This is a genomic window from Micromonospora sp. HM134, assembly GCF_007833915.1.
Taxonomy (GTDB): Bacteria; Actinomycetota; Actinomycetes; order Mycobacteriales; family Micromonosporaceae; genus Micromonospora; species Micromonospora wenchangensis.
The window spans coordinates 1,766,678-1,786,437 of sequence record NZ_CP041061.1 but is presented as its reverse complement, the minus strand read 5'-3'; the positions used below and the strand labels follow the sequence as shown (position 1 = coordinate 1,786,437).

General features: G+C 73.7%; 16 protein-coding genes. 4 read left to right on the top strand and 12 right to left on the bottom strand.

Annotation, left to right across the window (positions count from 1 at the left end):
* The first annotated feature begins 55 nt into the window (after window positions 1-55).
* Entirely contained in the window at window positions 56-712 is a 657-nt protein-coding gene (locus FJK98_RS08250) for a metal-dependent transcriptional regulator (protein ID WP_240762923.1), read from the top strand.
* A 56-nt stretch (window positions 713-768) separates the two neighbouring features.
* Here FJK98_RS08250 and FJK98_RS08245 read toward each other — a convergent pair whose 3' ends face one another.
* From FJK98_RS08245 to nrdR, 6 genes are all read right to left on the bottom strand, one after another.
* Window positions 769-1,320 carry a hypothetical protein gene (locus FJK98_RS08245; RefSeq protein WP_145918497.1) on the bottom strand — a complete coding sequence of 184 codons (552 nt, stop codon included), beginning with the start codon at window positions 1,318-1,320 and terminating at the stop codon, window positions 769-771.
* Between the two features lie 173 nt (window positions 1,321-1,493).
* The gene (locus FJK98_RS08240) at window positions 1,494-1,736 is read right to left on the bottom strand and encodes a DUF5522 domain-containing protein (RefSeq protein WP_145918496.1); all 243 of its coding nucleotides are present in this window, start codon (window positions 1,734-1,736) and stop codon (window positions 1,494-1,496) included.
* 27 nt (window positions 1,737-1,763) lie between these two features.
* On the bottom strand, window positions 1,764-3,257 hold the full coding sequence (locus FJK98_RS08235) for an alpha/beta fold hydrolase (RefSeq protein ID WP_145918495.1): 1,494 nt from the start codon (window positions 3,255-3,257) through the stop codon (window positions 1,764-1,766).
* A 188-nt stretch (window positions 3,258-3,445) separates the two neighbouring features.
* Window positions 3,446-4,381 (bottom strand): DUF2332 domain-containing protein, encoded by a 936-nt coding sequence (locus FJK98_RS08230; protein ID WP_145918494.1) that lies wholly within the window; start codon window positions 4,379-4,381, stop codon window positions 3,446-3,448.
* A gap of 144 nt (window positions 4,382-4,525) precedes the next feature.
* Window positions 4,526-7,414, bottom strand: coding sequence for a vitamin B12-dependent ribonucleotide reductase (locus tag FJK98_RS08225; protein WP_145918493.1), 2,889 nt, complete (start codon window positions 7,412-7,414; stop codon window positions 4,526-4,528).
* A gap of 80 nt (window positions 7,415-7,494) precedes the next feature.
* Window positions 7,495-7,983 (bottom strand): transcriptional regulator NrdR, encoded by a 489-nt coding sequence (gene nrdR, locus FJK98_RS08220; RefSeq protein ID WP_145918492.1) that lies wholly within the window; start codon window positions 7,981-7,983, stop codon window positions 7,495-7,497.
* Between the two features lie 582 nt (window positions 7,984-8,565).
* On the opposite strand from nrdR, the gene lexA reads away from it, so the two are divergent.
* Window positions 8,566-9,351 (top strand): transcriptional repressor LexA, encoded by a 786-nt coding sequence (lexA, locus tag FJK98_RS08215; RefSeq protein WP_145918491.1) that lies wholly within the window; start codon window positions 8,566-8,568, stop codon window positions 9,349-9,351.
* 99 nt (window positions 9,352-9,450) lie between these two features.
* On the opposite strand, the gene FJK98_RS08210 is transcribed toward lexA, so the two are convergent.
* Together FJK98_RS08210 and hflX are read right to left on the bottom strand one after the other, a co-directional pair.
* Window positions 9,451-11,373 (bottom strand): hypothetical protein, encoded by a 1,923-nt coding sequence (locus FJK98_RS08210; RefSeq protein WP_145918490.1) that lies wholly within the window; start codon window positions 11,371-11,373, stop codon window positions 9,451-9,453.
* A gap of 48 nt (window positions 11,374-11,421) precedes the next feature.
* Window positions 11,422-12,900, bottom strand: a complete 1,479-nt coding sequence (hflX, locus tag FJK98_RS08205) for a GTPase HflX (RefSeq protein WP_228544725.1) — start codon at window positions 12,898-12,900, stop codon at window positions 11,422-11,424.
* Window positions 12,901-13,048: 148 nt separating this feature from the next.
* On the opposite strand from hflX, the gene FJK98_RS08200 reads away from it, so the two are divergent.
* Window positions 13,049-14,521, top strand: coding sequence for an NAD-dependent malic enzyme (locus FJK98_RS08200; protein WP_145918488.1), 1,473 nt, complete (start codon window positions 13,049-13,051; stop codon window positions 14,519-14,521).
* A 297-nt stretch (window positions 14,522-14,818) separates the two neighbouring features.
* On the opposite strand, the gene dapF is transcribed toward FJK98_RS08200, so the two are convergent.
* From dapF to FJK98_RS08180, 4 genes are all read right to left on the bottom strand, one after another.
* A complete protein-coding gene (gene dapF, locus FJK98_RS08195; protein WP_145918487.1) occupies window positions 14,819-15,652 on the bottom strand; it encodes a diaminopimelate epimerase in 834 nt (277 codons plus the stop codon).
* Between the two features lie 7 nt (window positions 15,653-15,659).
* Window positions 15,660-16,652 carry a tRNA (adenosine(37)-N6)-dimethylallyltransferase MiaA gene (gene miaA, locus FJK98_RS08190; protein ID WP_145918486.1) on the bottom strand — a complete coding sequence of 331 codons (993 nt, stop codon included), beginning with the start codon at window positions 16,650-16,652 and terminating at the stop codon, window positions 15,660-15,662.
* Complete coding sequence (locus FJK98_RS08185; protein ID WP_145918485.1) at window positions 16,568-17,470, bottom strand: hypothetical protein; 903 nt, start codon at window positions 17,468-17,470, stop codon at window positions 16,568-16,570. The genes miaA and FJK98_RS08185 overlap by 85 nt, the downstream gene beginning before the upstream one ends.
* Window positions 17,471-17,583: 113 nt before the next feature.
* Window positions 17,584-18,033: a hypothetical protein gene (locus tag FJK98_RS08180; RefSeq protein ID WP_240762688.1), complete on the bottom strand. Its 450-nt coding sequence runs from the start codon at window positions 18,031-18,033 to the stop codon at window positions 17,584-17,586.
* 253 nt (window positions 18,034-18,286) lie between these two features.
* Here FJK98_RS08180 and FJK98_RS08175 point away from each other — a divergent pair, with 253 nt between their 5' ends.
* On the top strand, window positions 18,287-19,495 hold the full coding sequence (locus FJK98_RS08175) for a DUF349 domain-containing protein (protein WP_145918484.1): 1,209 nt from the start codon (window positions 18,287-18,289) through the stop codon (window positions 19,493-19,495).
* The last annotated feature ends 265 nt before the right edge of the window (window positions 19,496-19,760 follow it).

Genomic DNA, 19,760 nt, shown 5'->3' with positions numbered 1-19,760 from the left:
CATCGACCACCGGGAGGCCGCTGACGTGAAGCATGACCTGGTCGACACGACCGAGATGTACCTGCGCACCATCCTCGAACTCGAAGAGGAGGGGGTGCCGCCGCTGCGTGCCCGGATCGCCGAGCGGTTACGGCAGAGCGGACCGACCGTCAGCCAGACCGTGGCCCGGATGGAACGCGACGGGCTGCTCACCGTCGAGGGCGACCGGCACCTGGCGCTCACCGAGCTGGGCCGGGGCAGCGCCGTGTCGGTGATGCGCAAGCACCGGCTCGCCGAGCTGCTGCTGGTCAACGTGATCGGGATGCCCTACGAGGAGGCCCACGAGGAGGCCTGCCGGTGGGAGCACGTGATGAGCGACGCGGTCGAGAAGCGGGTGTACGACCTGCTCAACCGCCCCACCCGCTCGCCGTACGGCAACCCGATCCCGGGGCTTGAGGAGCTGGGTTCGCCGCAGGCCGGGGCCAGCGAGCCGGTCGAGGGTGAACGCAACCTCGCCTTCCCCGGGCTGACCGGGCAGGTGGTGGTCCGGCGGATCTGCGAGAGCGTCCAGACCGACGCCGACGTGCTGCGGCAACTGCACGCCGCCGGGGTGGACCCGGGTGCCACGGTCACCGTCGCTCAGGAACGCGACGGGGTGTTCATCGACCGCTCCGGCGAACGGGTCCGGCTGCCCCGCGAGGTCGCCTCCCGGGTCTTCGTCGCCGCCCACTGACCGCCTCCGGCGGCGGCCCGGCCGTCACCACGACCGGCTGTCACAGCGACCGGGCGTCACAGCGACCGGGTGTCGAGCGTCCTGGCCAGGTCGACGAGGTGGTCGGCCACCTCGCCGGCGGTCGCCCCGTCGTCGCCCGGCCGGCAGGTCCAGCGGAGCGTGGCCAACCGGTCCTCGGTGGCGAGCCAGCCCACCTCGGCCGTCGGGCCGCGCCCGCTGGTCTTCGCGCCCGTCCGGCGGTAGGCGGCCTGGCCCAGCTTCGACACCTTCTTCGCCCCGGCGGGCAGCACGTCGGCGGTGAAGGTGGGCACGTCGATCGAAGTGTCGGTGACCGTCAGGGTCAACTCCGGCCAGGTCGCGTCGGTGGCCCGCACCACGCAGGTCCGGGTGTCGCCGCGCTCGCTGGCGGCGGCCACGTCGAAGCGGACCTCGGTGTGTTCCTCGATCACCGCGAAGTCGAGCAGCCGGCACGCGCCGCCGGACGAGGCGGCACCCACCTCCACGGTGACCGGTTCCCCGGCGGGCAGCCGCACCGGCTCGACCTCCGACGCACCACAGCCCGTGGTCAGCAGCACGCCCACGCCGGCCAGCCAGATCCGCCCGTGCACGGGCACACCTCCGCGATCGTCGACGGGGAACCCGCCGGTGTCCGTCGGAAACCGTACGGGTTGGCGTTGCCGGACGGAAGACCCGCCCCTCCTGTTCGGACCGGGTCAGCTCGGTCACCGATCCCCCGCCGGTCCGCCCCGATCCAGGTCGCCGGGCGGCCGGGGCAGCCGAATCAGTCGTCGACGTACGGGCAGTGCCGGCAGCCGCGCCCGCAGCAGATGCCGCGCCGGGCCAGGAAACCGGCGGTGAGGACGAACAGGCCGGTGTCCGGGTCGGGATAGCCGGCCTCCCCGGCGGCGAGCGCGGCGGCGTGCGCGGCGAGGATCAGCGCCCGGTCGGGGCGCTCCGACGGCAGCCGGGACGGGTGCGGCTCGGTCAACGGCCGGTCCGCCAACGGACGTCGCTCCCCACTCACCACGACGAGTCTACGGACCCGGCGGGCTCACCCTCCCGGGCCGGCGGTCTCGGCGCGGACCCGGGTCAGCAGGTCGACGAAGGGACCGGGCCGCTGGTAGAGCGACCGGTGGCCGGCGGCGTCCAGCACCACGTGCTCCTTGTGCGGGGCCTGGAGCTGGGCGTACCACTGGCCGGTCAGGGCAAGACGGCCCGGCACCTCGTGCGCGCCGTCGACCAGATAGACCGGCACCGCGAGCTGCCGCACCCGGGCACGCAGGTCGACCTGCTGGACCTTCGGGTAGAGCACGTCCCAGCCGTCCAGGCTGCCGCCGAGCACGTGCACCTTCTCCAGCAGGGTGTACTCGGCGACGCCCAGGTTCTCCCCCGTCCCGCCCCGGCCCTCGTGGTTGCCGGTGCGGTCGAAGTCGAAGGCGGCTGCCTCGTTGGCCAGCAACGGCTCGTAGTGGTACATGTCCGGATACGGCGGCGGTCCCAGGTCGGTCAGCTGCCGCACCAGATCGGCCCGTCCGCTCCGGCGCGCCCAGGCGAGGGTGTCGGCGTACTGGCTGCGGTCGGCGGCCCGCAGGTCGACCGCCTGGCCGACCCCGACGTACGCCCGGAACAGCTCCGGGCGGCGCTGCACGGCGACGGCGGCGACCAGCGTCCCCCCGGAGTGCGCCACCAGGTAGACGTCCGGCCGGCCGAAGCGCTGCCGCAGCCGGTCGGCGACGGCGAGCAGATCGGCGACCTCGCTGTCGAGGGTCAACGACGAGGAGGGCGGGAATGCCGCCCACGACCGTGCCGCGCCCCGCCGGTCCACGGTAGCCACCACGAACTGCCGTTCCAGCCCGGCGAGGTGCCGCCGGACCGCCCCCACCTCGGAACTGCCCGGCCCACCGGGCAGGAAGAGCAGCACCGGGGCCTGCCGGTCGGCTCCCCGCAGCAGCACCCCCAACTCCCGGTCGCCGCCGCCACGCACCGTGGTCAGCTCGGCGATCCCACCCGGCACGGCGGCGGTTGCGGCCGGCAGCGCCACTGCGACCGTCACCAGGGCGACCAACGCGGTGAGCAGGCCCACCCCGGCCCGCCCCAGCCAGGTCCACACCGGACGGCGGCCCGCCGTCGGGGCGGCCCGTCGCGCCAGGCCCGCGCCGTACGCCGCGCCGACCAGCAACGGCAGCAGGGACAGCAGTCCGTGTGCGCCCCGCCCCAGCAGCAGCGCGCCGACACCGAAACCGCTCAGGTGCGGGGCGTCCACGGTCGGCCCCCGCAGCGGCCAGCGGACCAGCTCGACGGCGAGGGCGTAGAACACCGGAGCCGCGAGCATCGCCGCCCGGGACCGGCTCGCCCAGCCGGCAAGCCCGCCGACCGCGAGACTGACCAGGATCGACGTCACGGCCTCGGCGGTGGTGCCGGGACCACGCGGGGTCCACCAGCCGACCAGCAGACCCCAGCCGAGCGGAGCGACGACGGCGACGATCCTCCGGACCGACCGGGCGCGGCTGAACAGGGCGGGACGGGGCAGCGACGGCTTCGCCATGACACCTCACCGGAGTCGTCGGCACCCCAGCCTAGTGATGATCGATGTCATCCGCTGTCCCGTGACGCTCACGGAGCGTCATGACCTGGGTCACGTCCCCGCCGGATCGGGCCGGTCACCGGCGCTCGACCGCCCGTCCACCCCGTCGCCCGGTCGTCTGGTTGCCCGGTCGCCCGGTCGCCCCAGGTTCAGCCGAACCAGTGTGCCTCCTGGCCGTGTGAGCGGATCCAGGCCAGCGGCGTCCCGTCGAGGGCGAGCACGTTGTACAACGCCCCGTCCGGCGGTGCCGGCAGCCCGGGGTGCGCCAGCACGTCGGCGGCCTCGGCGGACACCCAGTGGCCGGGCAGGGCGCGGACCAGCGCGACGAAGGCCGCCCGGCGTACCGGCGGCACCTGGTAGAGCACGGAGGTGTGCAGGACCACCAGCGTCGCGCCGGCCGGTGCCCGCGCGGCCAGCGCCGGCAGGTCGTCCACCAGGTCGCCACGGACCAGTTCCGGCGGGTCGGCGGCGGCCACCGCCGCTGCCGCCCGTAGCCGGGTCCGGCGGTGGGTGTGCTCCGGCCAGATCAGCGCGTCGAGCCAGGCCACGTCGGCCGGGTCGGTGACGTCGAGCGGGTTCAGGTCCAGGCCGGCCCGCCACGCCACCTCGGGGCGGGTGGTCGGCGGCTCGGTCCCGGTCAGCGTGCAGTCGAGGACCGGCTCGTCCGCGCCGAGCAGGTGGTCGCCGTAGCGGTAGGCGTACCGGTCGGGATAGAGGCAGAGGCCGGCGGACGCGCCGACCTCCAGCAGCGCCAGCGGCTGCGGCAGAGCGGCCAGCACCGGCAGCAGCGCCGCGCAGCGTCCGGCCTCGTTGGTCTGCACCGCCCGGGTGAGCATCGCGGCCCGGACGGCGGGCCAGTGCGCCAGGGTGTGGGCGCGGAAGACGACCGGGTCGTCGACCGGGCCACCGAGGCAGCGGACCACGCCGAGCAGCAGTTGCGGCTGCCGCATGGCCGGCGGCAGGTCGTCCAGCAGGGCGAGCAGTTCGTCGTCGCGGGCCACCGCGTGGGCCAGCCGTTCGTAGGCCGGGGAGACGCCGTGCGCCTCCCGGGTGGCGAACTCGACGTACCGGTCGGCGGTGGTCATGCCCCGATCATCCCCGCCGCCCCGATCATCAGTGGGCCGATATGGCGGTATCCACGTCGGATCGATACCGCCGTATCGGTCCACTGGAGTCGAGCAACGGGCGGGCCGGCACCCGAGTGCCGGCCCGCCCGTTCGACGCGTACGTCAGCTGCAACCGCTGGTGGAGCCGCAGCCCTCGCAGACGTAGCAGCTACCGGCCGGACGCATCTTCGTACCGCAGGTGAAGCAGAGCGGCGCGTCGGCGGCCTTGCCGATCACGGCCTCCAGCAGCTCGGTGGAGGAACCCACGGCGGGCGCCGGCTTGGCGGCGGCCACCTCGGCCAGCTCCTGGGCCGGCTGGGCCACCGGGCCGGTCTTCGGCTCGGTCGCCTCGACCGGGGCGGAGGACGCCATCGCCGTCAGGTCCGCGCCGCTGGCCTCCGCCTCGGCCTCGGCCCGCAACTGCGCGGCCCGCTCCTTGGCGGTGAAGATGCCCAGCTCGGCGCGGCGCTCGTAGGGCAGGAAGTCCAGCGCCAGGCGACGGAAGATGTAGTCCATCACCGAGGCGGCCATCCGCACGTCCGGGTCGTCGGTCATGCCCGCCGGCTCGAAGCGCATGTTGGTGAACTTGCTGACGTACGTCTCCAGCGGGACGCCGTACTGGAGGCCGATGGAGATCGCCACCGAGAAGGCGTCCATCACCCCGGCCAGGGTGGAGCCCTGCTTGGACATCTTGAGGAAGACCTCGCCGAGGCCGTCGTCCGGGTAGGACGAGGCGGTGAGGTAGCCCTCCGCGCCGCCGACCGAGAAGGAGACCGTCTGCGAGGGGCGCTTCTTCGGCAGCCGCTTGCGCACCGGGCGGTACTCGACGACCTTCTCCACGGCCTTCTCGACCTCGGCGGCCGGGGTCCCCGTCTCGGCGGTGCCCTTGTTGGGCTTGGCCACCGACAGCGGCTGGCCCACCTTGCAGTTGTCCCGGTAGATCGCCAGCGCCTTCAGGCCGAGCTTCCAGCCCTCGAAGTAGATCTTCTCGACGTCGGCGACGGTGGCCTGCTCCGGCATGTTGACCGTCTTGGAGATGGCCCCGGAGATGAACGGCTGGACGGCCGCCATCATCCGCACGTGCCCCATCGGGGCGATCGACCGCTCGCCCATCGCGCAGTCGAAGACCGGGTAGTGCTCCGGCTTGAGGCCGGGGGCGTCCACCACGTGCCCGTGGTCGGCGATGTGCTCGACGATCGCCTCGACCTGCTCCTCCGGGTAGCCGAGGCTGCGCAGGGCGCGCGGCACGGTCTGGTTGACGATCTGCATCGAGCCGCCGCCGACCAGCTTCTTGAACTTCACCAGCGCCAGGTCGGGCTCGACCCCCGTGGTGTCGCAGTCCATCATCAGGCCGATGGTGCCGGTCGGGGCGAGCACACTGGCCTGCGCGTTGCGCCAGCCGTTGCGGTCGCCGACCTTGTTGCCCTCGGTCCACTGCCGGGTGGCCTCCCGCTGGACGGCGGTGGCGACGGTGCCGGCCGGCTTGATGGCGTCGTTGGCGGCGGCGTGCTTGCGCATGACCCGCTTGTGCGGCTCGGCGTTACGGGCGTAGCCGTCGTACGCGCCGACGATGCCGGCCAGCTCGGCCGAACGGCGGTACGCGGTGCCGGTCATCAGGGAGGTGATCGCCGCGGCCACCGACCGGCCCTGCTCCGAGTCGTACGGCAGGCCGGAGGCCATCAGCAGCGCGCCGAGGTTGGCGTAGCCGATGCCGAGCTGCCGGTAGGCGCGGGTGGTCTCGCCGATCTTCTCGGTCGGGAAGTCGGCGAAGCAGATCGAGATGTCCATCGCGGTGATGACGAACTCGACCGACCGGACGAACTTCTCCACCTCGAAGCCGCCGTCGGCGCGGAGGAACTTCATCAGGTTGAGCGAGGCCAGGTTGCACGAGGAGTTGTCCAGGTGCAGGTACTCCGAGCACGGGTTCGACGCGGTGATCCGGCCGGTCTCCGGGCAGGTGTGCCAGTCGTTGATGGTGTCGTCGTACTGCAGGCCCGGGTCGGCGCACTCCCAGGCGGCCTGGGCGATGGTACGGAACAGCTTCTGCGCGTCGACGGTCTCGATGGTCTGCCCGTCGAGCCGGCCCCGCAGGTCGAAGCCGCCGCCGTTCTCCACCGCCGCCATGAACTCGTCGGAGACCCGGACGGAGTTGTTGGCGTTCTGGTACTGGACGCTGACGATGTCGTTGCCGCCGAGGTCCATGTCGAAGCCGGCGTCCCGCAGCGCGCGGATCTTGTCCTCCTCGCGCGCCTTGGTGGTGACGAACTCCTCGATGTCCGGGTGGTCGACGTCGAGGATGACCATCTTGGCCGCGCGCCGGGTGGCGCCGCCGGACTTGATCGTCCCGGCACTGGCGTCCGCGCCACGCATGAAGCTGACCGGGCCGGAGGCGGTGCCGCCGGAGGAGAGCAGTTCCCGGGAGGACCGGATGCGGGACAGGTTGACCCCGGAGCCGGAGCCGCCCTTGAAGATCAGCCCCTCCTCCTTGTACCAGTCCAGGATGGAGTCCATCGAGTCGTCGACGGCGAGGATGAAGCACGCGCTCACCTGGGCCGGCGACGGGGTGCCGACGTTGAACCAGACCGGCGAGTTGAAGCTGAACACCTGGTGCAGCAGCATCCAGGTCAGCTCGTGCGCGAAGACCTCCGCGTCGGCCGGGTTGGCGAAGTAGCCGTGCTGCTCACCGGCGGCCCGGTAGGTCTGGACCACCCGGTCGATGAGCTGCCGCAGCGACCACTCCCGCTCCGGGGTGCCCACCGCGCCCCGGAAGTACTTGGTGGTGACGATGTTGGCCGCGTTGACGCTCCACGACTCGGGGAACTCCACCCCGCGCTGCTCGAAGTTGATCGAGCCGTCCCGCCAGTTGGTCATGACGACGTCGCGGCGCTCCCACGCCACCTCGTCGTACGGGTGCACGCCCTCGGTCGTCCAGACCCGCTGCACCTTGAGCCCCGTCACCGCGCCGTTCTTCGCCGCCCGCGACCGGCTTGTTGTCACGCCGTCCCCCGCCATCTCATCGGCCCCCTCGTCTGCGCGGCCACCCGCCACGCGTCGTCACTGTCAGAATCCACGTCGTTGCTGTCGGAAAAGACTCAGTCGGTACGGTCGGCGGCCTCGGCCGCGTCGACGCGGGCCTGTGCGGCGGCCCGCAGCGTCTCGATCTCCCGTTCGAAGTCGGCGAGCGAGTCGAACGAGCGGTAGACGCTGGCGAAGCGCAGGTAGGCCACCTCGTCCAGGTCGCGCAGTGGGCCCAGGATCGCCAGCCCCACGTCGTGGCTCGGCAGTTCGGCCGCGCCCTTGGCCCGGACGGTCTCCTCGACCTTCTGGGCCAGCAGGGCGATGGAGTCCTCGTCGACCGGCCGCCCCTGGCACGCCTTGCGCACCCCACCGATGATCTTGGTCCGGCTGAACGGCTCGGTCACGCCGCTGCGCTTGACCACCGCGAGCACGGCCTCCTCGACCGTGGTGAACCGTTTGCCGCATTCCGGGCAGGAACGTCGGCGACGGATCAGCTGACCGTCGTCGGCCTCACGCGAGTCGACCACCCGGGAGTCGGCGTGCCGGCAGTACGGGCACCGCATCGCCTGACCTCCTTGATCGACCGGGGACCGCCCGCCCACCTCCGGGCACGCGTCGGCCCGGCGGAGCCGGCTTCGCCGGCCGTCGCCGTGGTCGACGATACGGGAGTGCGGTGGGTAGTCGAACCCAACCTGTGGGCAACTTACGCCCGTGTGACTACTACATCTAGGGGTCGACCGTAGGCCGCCGATGGGGTCGGGTCAAGTTGCCGGCGTGTCCGGCGCGTCACCGGCGACCCCGGGCCGCGACCCGTCGCCCCGGGGGCACGCTGAGTGCAACCGACCAGGCCCACGGGAGGTTACCGGCCACCCGGACAGGCCCCCCGGACGGAGGACCGGGCCCGACCGGCGACCCACCGCACACCGGCCCGACGGGGACGTACCATCTACCAGAACAGGCGTACGAAAGGCCAGGATTTCCACCCGACACGCCGAGTTGCGTCGTACAGATGTTTGAAAATGACCGATCTCACCTATACGGTCATGAACGACCGGGCACGGCGCACCACGTCGGTCCGGCACCGCGACACCCCCGCACGCACCACGAGCCGCCAAGGCACCCAGCGCCGACCAGGGAGGACGGACGTGACCGAGGACCGGGCCAGCCGGCAGAAGAACCCGCAGCCGATCGCCGAGGCGGGTTCCCCGGCCAGTCGGCGTCCCCGCGCCGCCCGCAGCCGTACCGGCCAGCCGGCCGTCCGCCCGGTCACGCCGGTGGTCAGCGGCTTCCCCGACCCGACCGCCACCGACCTGACCGCCCGGCAGCGCCGCATCCTGGAGTTCATCCGCAGCTGGGTGGAGCGGCACGGCTACCCGCCGAGCGTCCGCGAGATCGGTGAGGCCGTCGGCCTGGTCTCCCCGTCGAGCGTCGCCTACCAGCTCAAGGAGCTGGAGAAGAAGGGCTTCCTGCGGCGCGACCCCAACCGGCCCCGGGCGGTGGACGTGCGCGCCCCCGGCGGTGACGCCGACGACGAGCTGAGCCGCGCCCAACGCCCCACCCCGGCGTACGTGCCGATGCTGGGCCGGATCGCCGCCGGTGGGCCGATCCTCGCCGAGCAGGCGGTGGAGGACGTCTTCCCGCTCCCCCGCGAGTTGGTGGGTGAGGGCGAGGTCTTCATGCTCCAGGTCAAGGGCGACTCGATGCTCGACGCGGCGATCTGCGACGGCGACTGGGTGGTCGTCCGGCAGCAGCCGATCGCCGAGGCCGGCGACATCGTGGCCGCCATGCTCGACGGCGAGGCGACCGTCAAGACCTACCGGCGGCGCGACGGCCACGTCTGGCTGATGCCGCAGAACCCGGCCTTCGATCCGATCCCGGGTGACGACGCCACCATCATGGGCCGGGTCGTCGCCGTGCTCCGCCGGATCTGACCGCCGGGCTCCGCCGGATCTGCACCGTGCCCTGACCGGCCGTCCTTCCCCGGGGAGGGCGGCCGGTCAGGTGTCGTCGGAAGGTGCGCCGCCGGGGCGTCAGTAGCGTTCGCCGCTGCGGCCGGGCGGCGGGCCGTACTGGCCGCCGCGCCGGTCGTCGTGGCCGTCGCGGCGCGGGCCGGAGCGCGGCTCGCGCGGGCCGGAGCGCGGCTCGCGCGGGCCGGCCTCCCGGCGCGGCGGCTCGGCCCGCCCGCCGCCGTAGACACCGCCACCACCGCCACGACCACCCGCAGGCGCGCCGCCACGGCCACCGGCCGGGGCAGCGCCGCGCCCGTCCGGCGGCGGGCCACCCCGGCCACCGGCCGGGGCACCACCACGCCCACCGGCGGGAGCACCGCCGCGCGGGTCCGCTGCGGGCGGACCGCCCCGGGACGCGCCGCCGGACGGGGCCCCGTGGGGCGCGCCGCCGCGCGGAGAAGCGCCGTTGCCCGCCGGACCGCCCGCCGGGGCGGCACCGTAGACCCCACCGCCGGCGGGACGACCGCCGCCGTACACACCGCCACCCGCCGGTCGGCCGCCGGACGGCGGTGGGCCAGCACCGGGACGGCCGGCGGGAACCGCACCGGACCCGGCCGGGGGCCGGCCGCCGCCGTAGACCGCGCCGCCGGCCGGGCGGGCGGGCGCGCCGCCGGCCGCCGCCGGAGCACCGTAGACACCGCCGCCGCGCGGCCGGTCCGCGACCGGGTCGGCAGCGTGCGGACCGTCGGCGGCCGACAGCCCCTCGGCCCGGGAGACCGCACCGGAGGTGAACACGTCGTCGTCCTGGTCGACCGGGTCGTCGCCGGCCGTCGCGGCCCGCCGCCGGGACCTGACGATCCCGACGATGCCGGCCCCGACCAGGAGCGCACCGATCACGCCGACCGCACCGATCAGATAGGTGATCTGGTCCAGGCTGAGGTTGTCGTACCAGGACTTCTCGGCCGCCGGCTTGGCCCCCGCCGCGCCCTCGATCGTCTCGGCGCCCTTGGTCGACGGCGTGTAGCCGAGGATGTCGATCGGGTCCTCCGGGGCGAGTTCCCCACCGTCGGAGACGGTGACGAACCCGGTGCCGTCGGGGGTGTACGAGATGGCCTCGCCGAACGGGTCGGCCAGCGGGGTGACCCGGGGCTTGCCCGTGGTCAGGGCGGCCACGATGTCGTCGCCGCTGACGTCGTACTCGAAGGCGTCGGCGTAGGTGCGCAACACCACCCGGCTGCCGTCGGGCGAGCGGGCCGCCCCGGTGATCGCCACCCGGCCGATGATGTTCAGCGGGTTGTCGGTGGTGGTCTTGGGCAGCGTGATCTCGCCGACCTTCTTCATCGGCACCGGCTCGGCGTTGCCGTCGGGGTCGAGCTTCGACTCCGGGGTGAAGATCTCCGCCTTGCCGCTGGGCACCTTGGTGATCACCAGGGGCAGGCCGTCCGCGCCGATCAGCAGCGCCTCGGCGTCGTGCGGCTTACGTTCCGGGTAGGACAGCCGGTGCAGCACCGGCTGCTTGGAGCCGGTGACCGGCATCGTCCAGACCGCGACCCGGGTACGCCGTTCCCTGCTGGTGACGTTGTCGCCGGTGTCGGCGATCCAGAGGGTCTTGCCGTCGGGCGAGAGGGCCAGGTCCTCGGTGTCGAACGGGCCGTCGCCGGAGTACTTCACCGGCTCCTTGGCGATCTTGCACTTGGTGTCCAGGAAGAAGACCCGCTTGCGGCTCTCCTGGAGGGTGCCGTCGTTGATCACGATGTAGCCGGTCTTCGTGGCGACCAGACCCGACACCTCGCGCAGCCGCTCGTCGGTGATCGTGCACTTCTTCTTGCCCGCTGCCGCAGCGAGCGGACCCGCCCCGACGGACAGCGGCCCCGCGCCGGTGACGGGCGGGGCCACCCCGGCGGGGACGGCGGAGACCGGTGCCGCCCCGGCGGCAGCAGCGGGTGCCACGGCCGCGCCGAACAGGGCGAGGGCAACCGTGACCGAGGAGACAGCGCGGCGCATGGCGTCAGTGTCGCATGCCGCGATGAACCTCAGGTCACACCGGAGCGCTCACCGACTGCCGGCCACCGCCGGGTCACCCGCCGCCACGAACGGCGTCAGCTCGGCGGCCAGCGCCTCCCCCACCCGAACGTGCAGGAGCGTGCCCTCGGGCAGGTGGGAGGTGCTGAGCACCTCGCCCTGCCGGTGCAGCCGGGCCACCAGGTCACCCCGGTCGTACGGCAGGATCGCGCGGACCTCCACCGCCGGGCGGGGCAGCCGCTGCTCGATCACCTCGCGCAGCCCGTCGATGCCGCGTCCGCTGTGCGCGGAGACGAAGACCGCGTCCGGCCAGAGCCGCTTGAGCCGCAGCAGGGTCTCCTCGTCGGCGGCGTCGGTCTTGTTGACCACCAGCAGCTCGGGCAGCCGGTCGGCACCGACCTCGGAGAGCACCTCGCGGACCGCGCGGACCTGCTCCTCCGGATCGGGGTGGGTGCCGTCGACCACGTGCACCACCAGGTCGGCCTCGGCGACCTCCTCCAGCGTCGAGCGGAACGCCTCGACGATCTGGTGCGGCAGGTGCCGGACGAAACCCACCGTGTCGGAGAGCGTGTAGAGCCGCCCGTCCGAGGTGGTGGCCCGGCGGGTGGTCGGGTCCAGGGTGGCGAAGAGTGCGTTCTCCACCAGCACGCCCGCGCCGGTGAGCCGGTTGAGCAGGCTCGACTTGCCGGCGTTGGTGTAACCGGCGATGGCCACGGCGGGAACGGCGTTGCGGGAACGGCGGGCACGCTTGGTCTGGCGTACCGTCTTCATGCCCTTGATCTCCCGGCGCAGCCGGGCGATGCGGTGCCGGATGCGCCGCCGGTCGGTCTCCAGCTTGGTCTCACCGGGGCCGCGCAGACCCACGCCGCCGCCGGCGCCGCCACCCCGCCCGGAACCACCCGTCTGCCGGGAGAGCGTCTCACCCCAACCACGCAGCCGGGGCAGCAGGTATTCGAGCTGGGCCAGCTCGACCTGCGCCTTGCCCTCCTTGCTCTTGGCGTGCTGGGCGAAGATGTCGAGGATCAGCGCGGTGCGGTCGACGACCTTGACCTTGGTGCGCTGTTCCAGGTTCCGCAGCTGGGACGGGGACAGCTCACCGTCGCAGATCACCGTGTCGGCGCCGGTGGCGAGCACCACGCCGGTCAGGTCGTCGACCTTGCCCCGGCCGACGTAGGTGGCCGGGTCGGGGCGGCTGCGGCGCTGGATGAGCCCTTCGAGCACCTGTGAACCGGCGGTCTCGGCCAGGGCGGCCAGCTCGGTCAGCGAATTGTCGGCGTCGTTCTGGGTGCCCTCGGTCCAGACGCCGACGAGGACGACCCGCTCCAGCCGGAGCTGGCGGTACTCGACCTCGGTGATGTCGGTCAGCTCGGTGGAGAGGCCGGGGACCCGCCGCAACGCCTGCCGCTCCGACAGCTCGTACTCGCCGGTCGTGGCGTCGAGGTCGTCGTCCGAGTAGGGGGTGTGGGTCTCCTGGTCTCGCAAGCTGCGACTCCTGTCCGTTCTGTGCATGTACCAAGTAATCCTGACATGGGTCAACGCGGAACGCGACAGCTATATGCCCGTGGCACAGGTCGCCGAACACGGGGGCGGCTGCCGCCGTGGCCCGGCGGGCGAGTAGAAATGGCGACGAGCCGCCAGCGACGACGGAGGTATTTCCGTGGCCATCACCCGACTGCCGAGTGCCGGATTCTCGATCACGATCCGGATCGCGGTCCCCGCGGACGCCTCCTCGATCGGCCGGCTGACCACGTCGGTGGGTGAGGCCGGTGCGATCGTCACCGCGCTGGACGTGGTCGACTCCGACCCGACCCACGTGATCGTCGACCTCACCTGCGACACCGCCGACGCCGGCCACGCCGACCAGGTCGTCGAGGCGCTCACCGCGCTCGACGGGGTGGACGTGCGCAAGGTCTCCGACCGGACGTTCCTGCTACACCTCGGCGGCAAGATCGAGGTGCACTCGAAGGTCGGGCTGCGCACCCGTGACGAGCTGTCCCGGGCGTACACGCCGGGGGTGGCCCGGGTCTGCCAGGCGATCGCCGACAACCCGGCCGACGCCCGGCGGCTCACCATCAAGCGCAACACGGTCGCCGTGGTCAGCGACGGCTCGGCCGTGCTCGGCCTGGGCAACCTCGGCCCGGCGGCGTCGCTGCCGGTGATGGAGGGCAAGGCGGCGCTGTTCAAGCGCTTCGGCGGGGTGGACGCCTGGCCGGTGGTCCTCGACACCCAGGACACCGACGAGATCGTGGCGATCGTCAAGGCCATCGCCCCCGCGTACGGTGGGATCAACCTGGAGGACATCGCCGCGCCGCGCTGCTTCGAGATCGAGGCCCGGCTGCGCGAGGCCCTCGACATCCCGGTCTTCCACGACGACCAGCACGGCACCGCGATCTGCGTGCTGGCCGCGCTGACCAACGCGCTGCGCGTCGTGGGCAAGCAGCTCGCCGACGTCCGGGTGGTCGTCTCCGGGGCCGGCGCGGCCGGCACCGCGATCATGAAGCTGCTGCTGCGCCAGGGCGTCGGCGACATCATCGCGTACGACCGGCAGGGCGCCCTGCACCGCGACCTGCCCGACCTGAACCCGGCCTGGCAGTGGCTGGCCGAGAACACCAACCGGGAGAACTACTCCGGCGACCTGGCCGGCGCGGTCCGGGGTGCGGACGTCTTCATCGGGGTGAGCGCCCCCAACCTGCTCACCGGTGACGACATCGCCACCATGGCCAAGGACGCGATCGTCTTCGCGCTGGCCAACCCCGACCCGGAGGTCGACCCCCGGGAGGCCCGCAAGCACGCCGCGATCGTCGCCACCGGCCGCTCGGACCAGCCGAACCAGATCAACAACGTGCTCGCCTTCCCGGGGGTGTTCCGGGGCATGCTCGACGCGCACGCCGAGGAGTTCACCGAGGAGATGGCGATCGCGGCGGCCCGGGCCATCGCCGACGTGGTCGGCGAGGACAAGATCAACCCGACGGTGATCGTGCCGAGCGTCTTCGACTCCCGGGTCGCCCCGGCGGTCGCCGCCGCCGTCCGGGCCGCCGCCCAGAACCCGGCCGTCACCCCGCCGCCGGCCGCCGACCCGGGCCCGGCCGACCTCCCCGAGATCGCCGCCACCGCCAGCGCCACCCCCTGACCCCTCCCTCTCCGAGCCCTACCTCCCGCCAGCCGGCCCGCCCCGGCTGGCCCCGGCTCGACCCAGCTTCAACTGCCCCCGGTGATCAAGAGGTTTGCGTCACCCCGGCCCGCACCCGATGACGCAAACCTCTTGATCACCGCGCACCACCCCCGTCAGAACCGGGTGATCAAGAGGTTTACGTCATCCGCCACGCCGGTTCTGACGCAAACCTCTTGATCACCGAAGCGGGGCGGAGCGGAGCGACGCAGAGCAGGGCGAGGCAGAGCGGAGCGCGGTGGGGCGGGGAGGCGGCGGTCAGGGGAGGGTGAGGGTGCCGGTGGCGACCAGGACGGCGGGGCCGGCGAGCCAGCAGGAGTCGGCGGTCACCGTGACCGTGAGCCGGCCGCCGGGGAGGTCAACCGCCACGACGCCGGTGTCCCGGGCGGCGTCGCGCAGCGCCACGGCGGCGACCGCGCAGGCGCCGGTGCCGCAGGACAGGGTCTCGGCCGAGCCGCGCTCGTAGACCCGCATCAGCACATGGCCGTCGGTGCCGTCGACCGGGTCGGCGGGGGTGGTGAACTCGACGTTCACCCCGTGCGGGAAGACCCGGGGGTCGAATTCGGGTGCGCGGGTCAGGTCCAGGTCGGCCAGGTCGACACCGGCCGGCAGGGCGCAGACCAGGTGCGGGTTGCCGACGTCCACCGCCGTGCCGGGCAGGGTCAGCCCGCCGAGGACGGCGCGCGAGGCGTCGTACAGCCGGGGGCGGCGCATCTCGACGGCGATGGTGTCGCCGTCGACCCGGGCCCGCACCAGGCCGGCGCGGGTCGCCACCGGCAGGGTTCCGCCGGCCGGGGCGGCCAGCCCGGAGGCCAGCAGGTAGCGGACGAAGACCCGGGCCCCGTTGCCGCACATCTCGGCGAACGAGCCGTCGGAGTTCCAGTAGTCCATGAACCACTCGGCCTCACCGGCGAGGGCGACCCCGTCGGGGTGTTTCGCCGCCCGGACCACCCGCAGCACGCCGTCGCCGCCGAGGCCGCGCCGCCGGTCGCAGAGCGCGGCGACCAGGCCGGGGGTCAGGTCGAGGGTGCCGTCCGGGTCGGGCAGGATGACGAAGTCGTTGCCGGTGCCGTGACCCTTGGTGAACTCCACGCCCCCATCATGGCCGATGCCCGGCGACCACCCGCAGGGCAGTCTCGACAAACGTCGGCGCGGTCGGGTCCAGCCAGTGGATGCGCTGGTCACGGCTGAACCAGGAGCGTTGCCGCCGGACGAACCGGCGGGTGGCCCGGATCGTCTCGTCCCGTGCCTGCGCCTCGTCGGTCTCCCCGGCCAGGAACCGCAGCACCTGCTGGTAGCCGAGCGCCCGGCTGGCCGTCCGGCCGTCGGCCAGGCCCTGCCCGCACAGCGCGCGGACCTCGGCGACCAGCCCGTCGGCCCACATCCGGTCGACCCGCGCCGCGATCCGCTCGTCGAGCAGTGCGGTGTCGAGGTCGACGCCGAGCTGCACCGCCGGGTAGTACGGGGTCGGGTCGGGCAGCGAGGCGGTGAACGGCGCCCCGGTCAGCTCGATCACCTCCAGCGCCCGGACGATGCGTCGGCCGTTGCCGGGCAGGATGCCGGCCGCCGCCACCGGGTCCGCCCCGGCCAGCCGGGCGTACAGCGGGGCCGGGCCGAGCTGCGCCAGTTCCGCCTCCAGCCGTCCGCGTACCGCCGGGTCGGTGCCGGGGAACTCGAACTGTTCGAGCACCGCCCGCACGTACAGGCCGGAGCCGCCGACGAGCAGCGGCACCCGCCCCCGGGCCAGGATGTCGTCGACCGCCGCGCGGGCCAGCCGCTGGTACCCGGCGACGCTGGCCGGCTCGGTGACCGGCCAGATGTCCAGCAGGTGGTGCGGCACCCCGTCCCGTTCGGCCGGGGTGAGTTTGGCGGTGCCGATGTCCATGCCCCGGTAGAGCTGCATCGAGTCGGCGTTGACCACCTCACCGCCGAGGGCGTGCGCCAGGGCGATGCTCAGCGCCGACTTGCCCGCCGCGGTCGGACCGACCACGGCGACGACCGTGCCGCTCACCGCGCCACCCCGCCCGCCGACGCCGGCCCGGTGCCGCCGGCCGGTGTCCCGTCCGGGCCGGTCGGTTCCGTCCGTCTCCAGGAGGCCACCAGGTAGCCGACGCCGTAGGGGACGCCGTGGTGGCGCAGTTCGCCGCGCCAGTCTCCGCCGGCCGCTCGGACCGCCCCGGCCAGCACCTGCCAGGCCGGCCGGCCGGCGACCCCCAGCTGCGCCGACAGCTCCGGGTCCAGGCCGAGCAACGCCTCGGCGTCCGCGTCGGCCAGGGCACGGGCAACCTCCCCGTCGTACGCCCCGGCGCGCGGGTCGTCGTAGCCGGGCGCTTTCGGGCCGTGGCAGGCCGACCCGTCACCGAGCACCAGCAGGGCCCACGGCCCGTCCACCCCCAGCCGGGCGCCGAGGGCGGCGCACCGGTCGGTCGGCTCGTCCGACGCGACGCTCACCAGCCGCCAGGCGGTCGGGGCCGGCGGGGCGGTCCGGTCGACCAACCATGCCCCGACCAGGAGACTCAGCGGCAGCCCCTCGTCGTCGGCCGGCAGCGGCACAGGGCCGACGCCAACCGGCGGGGAAACAGCCGGCGGCGCAGGGTCGGACCGTGGCGGGGCGGCCCGGACCGGGGAGGGGCCGGCCGGGTCGCCGGTGGGGTCGGGGTGGGGTGTTCCGAGGCCGACCGTGAGGGGCAGGCCCCAGGGGGCAAAGCTGCCCCGGCGGGGCAGCTTCAGCTCGGCGGTGCGCTCGCCGGCACCGACCAGCACGATGGTGCCCGCTCCGGCCGCGTAGAGGGCGGCGACGGCGGCGGCGCAGGCGGCGCGCAGCTCCGCCAACTCGGGCGCGGCGGCCCCGGCCAGCTCGGGCACGATCAGCGGCGGGTGCGGGCAGACGGCGGCGGCGACCAGGGGCACCAGGCAACGGTAGCGGCCGGGCACCGCCCGCTCCGCCCACCCCGGTGCCCCGGGTGCGGCAGGGTCGGGCACCGGGGGGCGGTGGACCCCACTCCCCCGGTGCACGTCGGTGGTCAGTCGGTCTGGCCGCCCCAGCCGCCCTGGACCATGGTCTGGAACCGCCACTGCCCGCCGGTGCGGACCAGCAGGTCGGCGTAGCGCACCCGCTGGCGCTGGCCGTCGAGGGTGAACTCGGCCTCGGTGAGCACCACGGCCAGGCTGCGGGTGAGGAAGTAGGGCGTGCGGCGGCTCTCCATCCGCAGGTCGCCCCCGCCGCCGAGGACGCCGCCCATCATCTCCAGGTAGGCCGCCCGGTCGAGCTGGCGGGCCGAGCCCTCGCCGGTCGCGTCGTCGGTGACCGTGTTGAGCGGGAACAGCGCCAGGTCGGCGGTGCCGGCCACGTCGCCCGCCTCGGCCAGGGCGTCGTACCGGCGGAACCACTCGTCCAGCTCGGCGAGATCGGCGGCGTCGGGCACGAACCCGGGGTCGGCCGGGGGCGTCATCCGGGTGTGGGACTGGGTCATCCTGCTCCTCCTCGCCCGCCCGCAGTGCGGACGGCAGCTTCCTGTACGGCCTACCGTACAGCGTACGGCGGATCGCGACACTCCCCCCACGGAGCCTGTGTGTGGGTGCTAGGACACCGTATGGTCACGGTCAGAGACAGGCGCTCGACGCGGACGGGGGCGGACCTGTGACAATGCCGGGAGCAAGTTGGCTGCGCCGTGGCGGCGATCGCGGGGGGTTTCCCGACGACGCCGGGAGAACGAGGATGGGCACATGAGCGACTGGACTGCCTTCGGACGGGTGGACGCGGACGGCACCGTGTACGTGAAGACCGGCGAGGGCGAGCGGGTGGTCGGTTCCTGGCAGGCGGGCGCGCCCGAGGAGGGCCTGGCCCACTTCGCCCGCCGCTTCGCCGACCTGGTCACCGAGGTGGACCTCACCGAGGCCCGGCTCAACTCGGGCGCCGCCGACGCGGGGGGTTCGCTGAGCACCGTCCGGCGGATCCGCGCCTCGCTGGCCGAGGCCCACGTCGTGGGGGACATCGACGCCCTCGCCGCGCGCCTGGACAAGCTCGCCGTGCTCGCCGAGGAGAAGGCCGGCGAGGCCCGCGCCGCCCGGGAGGCCGCCCGGGGTGAGGCGCTCGCCCGCAAGACCGCCCTGGTCGAGGAGGCCGAGAAGCTGGCCGCCGAGTCGACCGGCTGGAAGACCGCCGGCGACCGGCTCAAGGAGATCCTCGACGAGTGGAAGACCATCCGGGGGGTCGACAAGAAGACCGACGGTGAGCTGTGGAAGCGGTTCGCCGCCGCCCGGGACGGCTTCACCAGGCGTCGGGGCGCCCACTTCGCATCCCTCGACCAGCAGCGCAAGCAGGCGCACACGGTCAAGGAGGAGCTGGTCGCCGAGGCCGAGAAGCTCTCCGACTCCACCGACTGGGCGGCCACCGCCAACCAGCTCAAGGAGCTGATGAACCAGTGGAAGGCCGCCCCGCGCGCCTCCAAGGAGTCGGAGCAGAAGCTCTGGGAACGGTTCCGCGCCGCCCAGGACGCCTTCTTCAGCCGGCGCAGTGAGGTCTTCTCGGCCCGGGACAACGAGCAGCGGGCCAACCTGGAGCGCAAGCAGGCGCTGCTGGTCGAGGCCGAGGCGCTGGACGTCGACGGCGACCCGAAGGGTGCCCAGGCGAAGCTGCGCGAGATCCAGGCCCAGTGGCACGAGGCGGGCCGGGTGCCCCGGGAGGCCGCCGCCGGCCTGGAGCGGCGGCTGCGTGCCATCGACGACAAGGTCCGCGAGGTGATGGACTCGGCCTGGCGGCGGACCACCAAGGAGGACAACCCGCTGCTCGCCCAGATGCGGGCGCAGGTCACCGAGGCCGAGGAGCGGCTCGCCCGCGCCCAGGCCGCCGGGGACGCCCGCCGGGTCAAGGAGGCCGAGCAGGCGCTCGCCTCCAAGCGGCAGTTCCTCCAGCTCGCCGAACAGGCCGGCTGACCCCGGCCCGACGCACGGGCAGGCTGAGCGGAGCGCTCCGCGAGCCCCCGGTCCCCGCGTGGGACCGGGGGCTCGCGCGTGTCTGCGGGCGGTACGGCGGTCGACCGGGAGTGGCCTGCCCGGACGGGCCGCCGGCACCGGTTGTTGACGCATCGAGACGGGCTGATCAGAATGGGCGGCAGAGCCAGGTCGATTCCACCGGCGCGAGGGCACCGACGACGGACACCGTCGTCGGGAGTCGCCGGTGCACCGCAGCGGGTGGCCG

Excerpts from the sequence above, each read along its gene's own strand:
- nrdR (WP_145918492.1), bottom strand. The coding sequence starts at position 7,983 with ATGCGGTGCCCGTACTGCCGGCACGCCGACTCCCGGGTGGTCGACTCG.
- FJK98_RS08250 (WP_240762923.1), top strand. The coding sequence starts at position 56 with ATGTACCTGCGCACCATCCTCGAACTCGAAGAGGAGGGGGTGCCGCCG.
- FJK98_RS08175 (WP_145918484.1), top strand. The coding sequence starts at position 18,287 with ATGAGCGACTGGACTGCCTTCGGACGGGTGGACGCGGACGGCACCGTG.
- FJK98_RS08180 (WP_240762688.1), bottom strand. The coding sequence starts at position 18,033 with ATGACCCAGTCCCACACCCGGATGACGCCCCCGGCCGACCCCGGGTTC.
- FJK98_RS08230 (WP_145918494.1), bottom strand. The coding sequence starts at position 4,381 with ATGACCACCGCCGACCGGTACGTCGAGTTCGCCACCCGGGAGGCGCAC.
- FJK98_RS08235 (WP_145918495.1), bottom strand. The coding sequence starts at position 3,257 with ATGGCGAAGCCGTCGCTGCCCCGTCCCGCCCTGTTCAGCCGCGCCCGG.
- FJK98_RS08210 (WP_145918490.1), bottom strand. The coding sequence starts at position 11,373 with ATGCGCCGCGCTGTCTCCTCGGTCACGGTTGCCCTCGCCCTGTTCGGC.
- FJK98_RS08225 (WP_145918493.1), bottom strand. The coding sequence starts at position 7,414 with ATGGCGGGGGACGGCGTGACAACAAGCCGGTCGCGGGCGGCGAAGAAC.
- hflX (WP_228544725.1), bottom strand. The coding sequence starts at position 12,900 with ATGCACAGAACGGACAGGAGTCGCAGCTTGCGAGACCAGGAGACCCAC.